12 protein-coding genes and 3 pseudogenes are annotated in these 9,853 nt (G+C 52.3%); 7 read left to right on the forward strand and 8 right to left on the reverse strand.

The genetic code is table 11. The features are described from left to right. Positions 1-60 precede the first annotated feature (60 nt). From dppA to KP22_RS22960, 6 genes and pseudogenes are all read left to right on the forward strand, one after another. Positions 61-1,668 carry a dipeptide ABC transporter periplasmic-binding protein DppA gene (gene dppA, locus KP22_RS20280; RefSeq protein ID WP_039326046.1) on the forward strand — a complete coding sequence of 536 codons (1,608 nt, stop codon included), beginning with the start codon at positions 61-63 and terminating at the stop codon, positions 1,666-1,668. A gap of 232 nt (positions 1,669-1,900) precedes the next feature. Then, complete coding sequence (gene dppB / locus KP22_RS20285) at positions 1,901-2,920, forward strand: dipeptide ABC transporter permease DppB (RefSeq protein ID WP_039326047.1); 1,020 nt, start codon at positions 1,901-1,903, stop codon at positions 2,918-2,920. A gap of 13 nt (positions 2,921-2,933) precedes the next feature. After that, positions 2,934-3,836 (forward strand): dipeptide ABC transporter permease DppC, encoded by a 903-nt coding sequence (dppC, locus tag KP22_RS20290; protein ID WP_039308044.1) that lies wholly within the window; start codon positions 2,934-2,936, stop codon positions 3,834-3,836. A 13-nt stretch (positions 3,837-3,849) separates the two neighbouring features. Beyond that, positions 3,850-4,830 carry a dipeptide ABC transporter ATP-binding protein gene (gene dppD / locus KP22_RS20295; protein ID WP_039326049.1) on the forward strand — a complete coding sequence of 327 codons (981 nt, stop codon included), beginning with the start codon at positions 3,850-3,852 and terminating at the stop codon, positions 4,828-4,830. Further along, positions 4,827-5,837, forward strand: a complete 1,011-nt coding sequence (gene dppF, locus KP22_RS20300) for a dipeptide ABC transporter ATP-binding subunit DppF (RefSeq protein ID WP_039308038.1) — start codon at positions 4,827-4,829, stop codon at positions 5,835-5,837. Before dppD ends, dppF begins: the two co-directional genes overlap by 4 nt. A 90-nt stretch (positions 5,838-5,927) precedes the next feature. Further along, a pseudogene (locus tag KP22_RS22960) lies at positions 5,928-6,060 on the forward strand (SymE family type I addiction module toxin); the annotation flags it as partial. Positions 6,061-6,134: 74 nt separating this feature from the next. On the opposite strand, the gene KP22_RS20305 reads toward KP22_RS22960, so the two are convergent. The 5 genes and pseudogenes from KP22_RS20305 to KP22_RS22835 form a co-directional block, all read right to left on the reverse strand. After that, the gene (locus tag KP22_RS20305) at positions 6,135-6,524 is read right to left on the reverse strand and encodes an NTF2 fold immunity protein (RefSeq protein WP_039308035.1); all 390 of its coding nucleotides are present in this window, start codon (positions 6,522-6,524) and stop codon (positions 6,135-6,137) included. A 2-nt stretch (positions 6,525-6,526) separates the two neighbouring features. Beyond that, positions 6,527-6,928: a DNA/RNA non-specific endonuclease gene (locus KP22_RS22065; protein WP_244880050.1), complete on the reverse strand. Its 402-nt coding sequence runs from the start codon at positions 6,926-6,928 to the stop codon at positions 6,527-6,529. Between the two features lie 518 nt (positions 6,929-7,446). Further along, positions 7,447-7,767 carry a type II toxin-antitoxin system RelE/ParE family toxin gene (locus KP22_RS20310; RefSeq protein ID WP_039309266.1) on the reverse strand — a complete coding sequence of 107 codons (321 nt, stop codon included), beginning with the start codon at positions 7,765-7,767 and terminating at the stop codon, positions 7,447-7,449. Further along, positions 7,767-8,045, reverse strand: a complete 279-nt coding sequence (locus tag KP22_RS20315) for a type II toxin-antitoxin system ParD family antitoxin (RefSeq protein WP_039309268.1) — start codon at positions 8,043-8,045, stop codon at positions 7,767-7,769. Before KP22_RS20315 ends, KP22_RS20310 begins: the two co-directional genes overlap by 1 nt. Beyond that, a pseudogene (locus tag KP22_RS22835) lies at positions 8,042-8,329 on the reverse strand (tyrosine-type recombinase/integrase); the annotation flags it as partial. The pseudogene KP22_RS22835 and the gene KP22_RS20315, both read right to left, overlap by 4 nt. Between KP22_RS22835 and KP22_RS23090 the strand changes: the two are divergent. Next, positions 8,262-8,720: a SymE family type I addiction module toxin gene (locus tag KP22_RS23090; RefSeq protein ID WP_414625937.1), complete on the forward strand. Its 459-nt coding sequence runs from the start codon at positions 8,262-8,264 to the stop codon at positions 8,718-8,720. The pseudogene KP22_RS22835 and the gene KP22_RS23090 sit on opposite strands and share 68 nt — an antisense overlap. A 70-nt stretch (positions 8,721-8,790) precedes the next feature. On the opposite strand, the gene KP22_RS20330 is transcribed toward KP22_RS23090, so the two are convergent. From KP22_RS20330 to KP22_RS22075, 3 genes and pseudogenes are all read right to left on the reverse strand, one after another. Then, positions 8,791-9,165 carry a hypothetical protein gene (locus KP22_RS20330; protein WP_231566915.1) on the reverse strand — a complete coding sequence of 125 codons (375 nt, stop codon included), beginning with the start codon at positions 9,163-9,165 and terminating at the stop codon, positions 8,791-8,793. Position 9,166: 1 nt separating this feature from the next. Then, positions 9,167-9,547, reverse strand: a complete 381-nt coding sequence (locus KP22_RS22565) for a hypothetical protein (protein ID WP_167333812.1) — start codon at positions 9,545-9,547, stop codon at positions 9,167-9,169. A gap of 60 nt (positions 9,548-9,607) precedes the next feature. Continuing rightward, a pseudogene (locus KP22_RS22075) lies at positions 9,608-9,853 on the reverse strand (RHS repeat-associated core domain-containing protein); the annotation flags it as partial.

A 9,853-nucleotide genomic window follows, 5' to 3' on the forward strand; every position in this document is an offset into this window, starting at 1 on the left:
TATGCAGCTTGGAGTCGGGCGGGTATAGCACACAACATCATCCACAATGGAGCATAAGTAATGGAAAAATCCCTGGTTAAATCAAGGGTGTTGAAGTTCGGCCTCGGCTTGCTCGCCATGTCCGTCGCAGCAGGCGTTCAGGCAAAAACGCTGGTGTACTGCTCAGAAGGCTCTCCAGAAGGTTTTAACCCCCAACTGTTCACCTCTGGTACAACGTTTGATGCCAGCTCTATTCCTATTTATAACCGTCTGGTGGAATTTAAAGACGGCACCACGGACACCAGTCCGGGTCTGGCTGAAAAATGGGATATTAGCGAAGACGGCAAAACCTACACCTTCCATCTGCGCAAAGGCGTGAAATGGCAGGACAGCAAGGATTTCAAACCTTCCCGCGAATTCAATGCCGATGACGTGATTTTCTCCTTCATGCGTCAGCAGGATGCCAACCATCCGTACCATAAAGTGTCTGGCGGCAGCTATGAATACTACCAAGGTATGGGCATGCCGGAACTGGTCAGCAAAATCGAAAAAGTAGACGATTACACCGTCCGCTTTGTGCTGAGCCGTCCTGAAGCACCATTCCTGGCAAACCTGGCGATGGACTTTGCTTCCATCTTGTCAGCGGAATACGCGGATAAGATGTTGAAAGCCGGTACACCGGAGAAAATTGACCTGAACCCAATCGGTACAGGCCCATTCCAGTTACAGCAGTACCAGAAAGATTCCCGCATTCTGTACAAAGCCTTTGAAGGTTTCTGGGGCAGCAAGCCGGGTGTTGACCGTCTGGTCTTCTCTATCACACCAGATGCTTCTGTTCGCTACGCCAAGCTGCAAAAAGACGAATGCCAGATCATGCCGTATCCAAACCCAGCCGATCTTGCTCGCATGAAAGAAGACAAGAACATCACGTTGATGGAACAGCCTGGCCTGAATGTCGGCTATCTGGCCTACAACGTTGAGAAAAAACCGCTGGATAACGTCAAGATTCGCCAGGCGCTGAACTATGCGGTTAACAAGTCCGCCATCATCGATGCGGTCTATCAGGGCGCGGGTCAAGCTGCCACCAACCTGATTCCGCCGACCATGTGGGGCTACAACAAGGACGTTAAAGACTACAGCTACGATCCTGAGAAAGCGAAAGCGCTGCTGAAAGAAGCGGGTATGGCTGACGGTTTCTCTATCGACCTGTGGGCGATGCCGGTACAGCGCCCGTACAACCCGAACGCGCGTCGTATGGCGGAAATGATTCAGTCCGACTGGGCGAAAGTTGGCGTGAAAGCCAAGATCGTCACCTACGAGTGGGGCGAGTATCTGAAGCGTGCGAAAGACGGCGAGCACCAGACCGTACTGATGGGTTGGACTGGCGATAACGGGGATCCAGATAACTTCTTCGCGACCCTGTTCAGCTGCGACGCGGCCAAAAATGGCTCCAACTACTCCAAGTGGTGCTACAAGCCGTTTGAAGATTTGATCCAACCGGCGCGTGCCGTTTCCGATCACGAAAAACGTATTGAGCTGTACAAGCAGGCTCAGGTTGTGATGCACGATCAGGCTCCGGCGCTGATTGTCGCCCACTCCACCGTGTACGAACCAGTGCGTAAAAACGTGAAAGGTTACGTAGTTCAACCACGTGGCGTGCATAGCTTCAATAACGTGACGTTGGATTAATTCAGCCACTCGATTTTCACGGACACTAAAAACCCCGACCTTGCGGTTTCTCGTTAGAGGAGCCGTGGAGGCGGGGTTTCTTACCCGTTAATTTTATGGCTGGCTTCCCTGCCTGCGACCCTGTGGGCCGTCGCACACGACGTTTAAAATCGTCCCTGGCGATTTTTTAGCTGTGAGCAATGATAAGCCTGATGGCCAATGAGCCAACGGGCATGAATAGAGAGTTCGGGATATGTTGCAGTTCATACTCCGGCGTTTGGGGCTTGTTATCCCAACGTTTATTGGTATCACCCTGTTGACCTTCGCATTCGTGCACATGATTCCGGGCGACCCGGTCATGATCATGGCGGGGGAACGTGGTATTTCCGCCGAGCGCCATGCGCAATTGCTGGCTGAAATGGGGCTGGATAAGCCGCTTTGGCAGCAATACATCCACTATATCGGCGGTGTGTTGCAGGGCGATCTGGGGATCTCCCTCAAGAGCCGCATCCCCGTGTGGGAAGAATTTGTGCCTCGCTTCAAGGCGACGCTGGAACTGGGTATCTGCGCGATGCTGTTTGCTATCGCGGTTGGGATTCCGGTTGGTGTGCTGGCTGCGGTCAAACGCGGTTCTATCTTCGATCATACCTCTGTTGGCCTGGCGCTGACGGGCTACTCCATGCCTATCTTCTGGTGGGGCATGATGCTGATTATGCTGGTTTCCGTTCAGCTCGACCTGACGCCCGTTTCGGGACGCATTAGCGATACGATTTTCCTCGATGACAGTATGCCGCTCACCGGCTTTATGCTGATCGATACCCTATTCTGGGGCGAAAAAGGCGATTTTATTGATGCGGTTGAACACATGATCCTGCCCGCCATCGTGCTGGGCACTATTCCGCTGGCGGTGATTGTGCGTATGACGCGCTCCGCGATGCTGGAAGTGCTGGGTGAGGATTACATTCGTACCGCCCGCGCCAAAGGGCTGAGTCGTCTGCGCGTGATTGTCGTGCATGCGTTGCGTAATGCGATGCTACCGGTGGTGACAGTGATTGGTTTACAGGTCGGTACCATGCTGGCTGGGGCGATCCTGACGGAAACCATTTTCTCCTGGCCGGGGCTGGGACGGTGGTTGATCGATGCGTTGCAGCGTCGTGATTATCCGGTGGTTCAGGGTGGCGTGCTGCTGGTGGCAACCATGATTATTCTGGTGAACCTGCTGGTGGATGTGCTCTACGGCGTGGTTAACCCACGCATCCGTCACAAGAAATAAGGGGAAGGCTAAGATGACACACGTCACTGAACCTGTTGTAAATAGCGCACCGAAGCCGATGACCCCGCTACAGGAATTCTGGCACTATTTTAAACGTAACAAAGGGGCGGTCGTTGGCATGGTGTATGTCGCACTGATGCTGATTATCGCCATTGGCGCCAACGTGTTGGCTCCGCACTTACCTGCCGAGCAGTTCCGCGATGCGCTGCTTCGTCCGCCGGTCTGGCAAGAAGGCGGAAGCTGGCAGTTTATTCTGGGGACGGATGATGTCGGGCGTGATGTCCTATCCCGTCTGATGTACGGCGCACGCCTGTCGCTGCTGGTCGGCTGTCTGGTGGTAGCGTTGTCGCTGGTGTTGGGGGTGATCTTCGGCCTGCTGGCGGGATATTTCGGCGGTGTGGTCGATGCGCTCATCATGCGTATCGTCGATATCATGCTGGCACTGCCAAGCCTGCTGTTGGCGCTGGTACTGGTCGCCGTCTTCGGGCCTTCAATTGTGAATGCTTCGCTGGCGCTGACCTTCGTGGCGTTGCCGCACTATGTCCGTTTGACCCGTGCGGCGGTACTCGTGGAAGTTAACCGCGATTACGTCACCGCATCACGCGTGGCGGGCGCCAGCTCGGCACGCCAGATGTTCGTCAACATTCTCCCTAACTGTCTGGCACCGCTGATTGTGCAGGCGTCTCTCGGTTTTTCTAACGCCATTCTTGATATGGCTGCTTTGGGTTTCCTCGGTATGGGCGCACAGCCGCCAACGCCAGAGTGGGGCACCATGCTGTCGGACGTTTTGCAGTTTGCGCAAAGTGCCTGGTGGGTGGTGACGTTCCCCGGTCTGGCAATCTTACTGACGGTATTGGCGTTTAACCTGATGGGGGACGGCTTGCGTGATGCTCTCGACCCCAAACTCAAGCAGTAATAGAGGTAGAGAGATGGCGTTGCTCAATGTAGATAAACTGTCGGTTCACTTTGGTGATGAGGATCTGCCGTTTCGTGCGGTCGATCGTATCAGCTACCAGGTCGAACAAGGTCAGGTCGTCGGTATCGTCGGGGAATCCGGCTCCGGTAAGTCCGTCAGCTCGCTGGCGATTATGGGACTGATTGATTACCCCGGCAAAGTGATGGCCGACAAGCTGGAATTTAACCAGCGTGATTTAACAAAAATTTCTGAGAAAGAACGGCGTAATCTGGTGGGTTCTGAAGTCGCGATGATTTTCCAGGACCCGATGACCAGCCTTAACCCGTGTTACACCGTGGGCTACCAGATCATGGAAGCTATCAAGGTGCATCAGGGTGGTAATCGCAAAACGCGCCGTCAGCGTGCAATTGACCTGCTGACGCTGGTTGGGATTCCCGATCCGGGTTCGCGCCTTGATGTGTATCCACACCAGCTTTCCGGTGGGATGAGCCAGCGCGTGATGATCGCGATGGCGATTGCCTGTCGGCCGAAGTTGCTGATTGCCGATGAGCCGACCACGGCGCTCGACGTGACCATTCAGGCGCAGATCATCGAACTGCTGCTCGAATTGCAGCAGCGCGAGAATATGGCGTTGATCCTGATTACACACGATTTGGCGCTGGTGGCCGAAGCGGCACACCACATCATCGTGATGTATGCCGGACAGGTGGTGGAATCGGGTAAAGCGGCGGATATTTTCCGTGCTCCCCGCCATCCGTACACTCAGGCGCTGCTACGTGCGCTGCCGGAGTTTGCGGTGGATAAAGCTCGTCTGGCATCGCTGCCGGGCGTGGTGCCGGGTAAATACGATCGCCCAAACGGCTGTCTGTTAAACCCACGCTGCCCCTATGCACAGGACCGCTGCCGTCAGGAAGAACCAGGACTGCGCGATATTCCTGGTCGTCAGGTGAAATGTCATACACCGCTGGATGATGCGGGGAGACCAACCCTATGAGTGAACTGAACGCACCATCGCAGCCGTATTTGCTGCATGCGATCGATTTAAAAAAACACTATCCGGTGAAAAAGGGCTTTTTTGCGCCGGAGCGGATGGTGAAAGCGCTGGATGGCGTGTCCTTTACGCTGGAGCGCGGTAAAACGCTGGCGGTGGTAGGGGAATCCGGCTGTGGGAAATCCACTTTGGGCCGCCTGCTGACAATGATCGAAACTCCGTCAGAAGGCGAGTTGTACTATCAGGGGCAGGATTTGTTAAAGCCTGATCCGGTGGCACAGAAACTGCGTCGACAGAAGATCCAGATCGTTTTCCAGAATCCTTACGGATCGCTGAATCCGCGTAAGAAAGTCGGCCAGATCCTGGAAGAACCACTCCAGATCAACACTGAGCTGTCTAAAGCTGAACGTCGTGAAAAGGCGCTGGCGATGATGGCGAAAGTCGGGCTGAAAACGGAGCATTATGACCGCTATCCGCATATGTTCTCCGGCGGCCAGCGTCAACGTATTGCTATCGCCCGTGGGCTGATGTTAGACCCAGATGTGGTGATTGCCGATGAGCCAGTGTCGGCGCTGGACGTGTCGGTACGTGCGCAGGTGCTGAACCTGATGATGGATTTGCAGCAGGACTTAGGGCTGTCTTACGTTTTCATCTCGCACGATCTGTCCGTGGTCGAACATATCGCTGATGAAGTGATGGTGATGTATCTGGGCCGCTGTGTTGAGAAGGGCAGCAAAGATGCCATTTTCAACAACCCGCGCCACCCTTATACACAGGCGTTACTGTCCGCGACGCCGCGCCTGAACCCGGATTTACGCCGCGAGCGCATCAAGCTGACCGGTGAACTGCCTAGTCCGCTAAATCCACCACCGGGTTGCGCCTTCAACGCCCGCTGTCAACGCTGCTTCAGCACCTGCACGCAGTTCCAGCCGCAGTTGAAAGCCTACGGCGAACAGCAAGTTGCCTGCTTCGCCGTCGATCAAGATGAACAGGGCACCGCAGTCGCCTAGTTTTCCTCTGACTCACCCATGCCGCCTTGACGGGGCGTGGGTGAGTGAGTTTTTGACTTTACCTGCCCGTTATTTCGCCAATATTCGGATAAACCCAACCCACCGTCCGCCATTAACCTTAAAGGCCGCTGGCTGGAAGCGTCGGGGTTTATGACGGGGGTGCCGATAACCGTGATGGTTGAGCACGGGAAGGATAGTGATTGAGACGGAGATTAATCTCTGACGCCACACATCAAGGAATAAACAGCAGATAAAATAAAGCCGGAAGGATCGTTCAGATCGCTTCCGGCTATTTTATCATAAATAGGCTTGCTTCCATTTATCATCATCAAGCCATTCTTTTTTATCAATACGCCACTCATCATTTTTATAATGAAGTGTGTAACGATATTTATTTTTAAACCCAGTATGTTTTTGCACAGTGATAGATGTTTTATTTTTTACAGCATCTTCATCAAGTATTTCATCATTTTCAGGATCATAGTCAGGTGGAAAGCTAACCTTCATGGATACTTGACGCCCCTGTTTTCTTTCTTTAACAGTGCACCACTTGTTGAAAATGTTATTCAGTTCAGCTAAATATGGTTCCTTGTTCACGCTGTGATCGGCCATAAAAGCATCACGATAACTATTCTCCCAATTATTCATGTCTTTCATAAAAGCAATCAGTGTTTCTTTTGCATTCATAATTAATTCCCAAATACAGAGTAAAGAACTGTTTTCCCATTTTGGGATACGTTGTAAATAATATCAGTCGGTCTTGTACCACCGTTTTTATATACAAATGACCAATCGATATCTACCGTTCCATGCTTATCAATATATTTTCTGACCTCATTTTCAAATACACGATACTCACTACGGTTAATACCCGGTAATTGCGGGAACACGTTTCCTTTACCGCCTTGCCCACCAAGAACATTACCTAATATGTGTCCGGCATCATCGGTTTGATTGCCTAATGAACGAGCGTAATCTCTGGAGCTTTGATTCGTTCCAGAACCTGTTCTAAGTTCGGCTTTTGATACGGTGGCTCTGGCTGACAGTATCTCCCCGTTAGCACCATGAGTTAACGTCGGACACTTCGCCAACCCAAACGGATCAACCCAACAGGTCGGGTTCTGGACGTAACCGTAATTACTTTCTCCCCCCGCTATCCCTATAGGGTCATAGGGACAACTCCGGTGCAGTCGTACTTTTTAGCGTACTTAACCCCTTGAAGCAACAACCTTTTCAGACAGCGTTTCGGCCACATTAACACGCCCGTAACCCCAACGCCCCGACGCGCACTTTTACCCCCGGACACGCTACCGCTACGCCGTGGCTTTCCTTGCCTGCACCGCCACATCATAGCAGCGGCGTCAGCCGCTGCCATTAGTCGTTGTGTTAATGAACCGGGGTTTATCGCGGCGCGAGCCGTTCCGCAGCTTGCTGTGGGACGGTGAAACGTCTGCCAGGTGAGTGCTATCCGGGCGACATTTACTGCCGGAGCGCCTTACCGACATAAGGCAAGCGGTGCGCCACGGACGGCGCAGCGTTTGCCCTGCACCGTCCTGCGGCCTTGAAGGGAACGCGCTACTTTTTGTGACTGTCTGGCAACACTGCGCGTTCAGTCAGCATCATCCGTCAGCAGGTCGCTTTCATAGTCCTGACCACCGTGCCAGATACCCAGCACCGTTACCTGCTTTTTATCTTCTTCCACCATAAAGGCAATGGCCGTTCTTTTACGGTAGTTCGTCACCCGAAGCCCCGTCAGAAGGTCATTACGGGTGTTTCCCCTCTCCGGGAACAGCGCCAGTGATTCACAGTAATCAACCACGCTTTCCGTGTAGCTTAGCGCCGTATTCGGTGTTGCCACCTCCGCGATATAACCATACAACGCCGCAAGCTGCTCTTCCGCCTCGGGTGCGAACACCACCTGATACTCCATTATGACTCTCCGGTCGCCTTCTTATGCTCGGCTTTCAGTCTGCTTCTGATGTCGTTACCGCTAAGGCTGTCCGTTTCACCCCGTTGCAGCGCATTCCATGCCGGAACAACCTGCTCCTGCAACCATTTCTCCACCGCATTATCACGCGCCAATAAAGCCCGAAGTCCCTCTCGGATGACCTCGCTTTCCGACGCATATTCGCCGCTGGCAACACGCGCTTTGACCAGTGCCGCCATCTCATTCGGCAACGTGATGCTCATCTGCTGTGTCGTTCTCATTGGTAACCCCTTTCTCCCGCCAAGTAGGATTTAATCATACTCATTCTTTTATCCCTTGTCAGGGGTGACTCGTGTCGTTTTCTTCCTGCCGCTGTCTGCTTCCGCTCTGCCGGATGCGTCTGCTCATGCACCTTCTGCAAGTGGCCGATGGCGACCCGCGTGTAGATTTGCGTCGTCTCCAGCTTCTCATGGCCTAAGATAGCCTGGATATGCCGCGTGTCCGCCCCGTTCTCCAGCATCTGCGTCGCCATCGAGTGCCGGAACACATGGCATGCTCCGGGTTTATCAACAGGCGGCAACGGTGCCGCCGCTGGCACCACACCGAGTTCACCCCGCAGGCGGTCAACCGCCCGGACGCCAGATACCACCGTTTTTAAAATCTCGCAGCACGAACGCTTTACGCGGGTAGGCTACCGGCCCATCAAGGGCAACCACGACACGCCTGCCATCAACATGGCCGGGCAGTGGCTGAAGGAAGCGGGATTCAGCACAGGGCAACCGCTGAAGCTGCGCATCATGCCGGGCTGCATTGTGATTACCGTGCAGGATATCCGCGCACTGTGGCAAGACCTGCACGCGCTGAGCATTGCCCCGTTTGATGAGGATGCGGTCACGTACTGGCTGAACCGTTTTCCGGGCGGGCTTAATCTGGCGGGAATAGAGAACGGACGGTAAATTACCGCCGCTGAGCAACGGATAATAATGAGCCGGAAGGATCGTTGGGATCGCTTCCGGCTATTATTTTTTATGATAATAGTAATTTTGGTTTCCATATCCGAAAAATATTTTCATACTTTTCATGATCTGGGGTTGCAAAGGGAACTTTTTCTACAATGAGTCTTAGTATTAGAAATAAATCCTTTTTCAACTCATCATCATTTATATATTCTTTGATTCCTACAGAATATTGAAAGAGCGCATCTTTATTAGGTATTTCAACTAATTCGTAAGGTTTAATATCACCTTCATCGCTAGCCATAATTAATATTGAATCACCGATAGGACACTTCATTTCAGCATTTTCCAACGCCTCTATTAATGGCTGAATATCAAGCATTACTCGCTTATATGCTTTTGTATAAGCTCTATTTTTTGAGACGACAGCAATAGAAAAATTCATATTAATGATACACCGGGTTATAAGATGGCATATGACCAAAAATTCGTTCGTATGTAGTAATATAACGGAGTTCTAAAACCTTAGCCGCAGCTTTACCCTCAACTGTTGCTAAATGTTCAGGGTAAGTTTTAATACCCAGTTCATTGAATCTTTTTTGGTGTTCAGCAAAGCGCGCCATGTAACCTCGTCCTGTTTCACCAAAATGCAATAAACGGCCACTTCCAATTTCACGGACTACATAGACATCATGAGAACCAGTAGCTAATCGACTATTTCCATGAATACGTCCAGATAATGAATTTAGCCAATCAGAATATCCTCCTCGTGAACCATGTCCCCAAGGTTGTGAACGAGTATGCCGAACCCATTGATTCATACTCATCCGCCCACCACTGGCTGTGTATTCTCGCCATTTACCTAATCGAGTTGTTAGCCGAGGATTTATACTACATCCCGCCAGCCCAAACGGATCAACCCAACTGACAGGATTATGAACATAACCATAGTTATTATCTCCCCCCGCTATCCCTATCGGGTCTGGCGAGACGTAGCATCCACCAGTCGGATCATAGTACCGAAAACGGTTATAACATAGCCCGCTTTCGCTGTCACGGTACTGTCCGGCAAAGCCGAGTCCGGGGTCGGCAGGGTCTGCATAATTGCTGCGTCGCTGACCCCAGAGGGTGCT

This window comes from Pectobacterium betavasculorum, assembly GCF_000749845.1.
In the GTDB taxonomy this organism is placed as follows: Bacteria; Pseudomonadota; Gammaproteobacteria; order Enterobacterales; family Enterobacteriaceae; genus Pectobacterium; species Pectobacterium betavasculorum.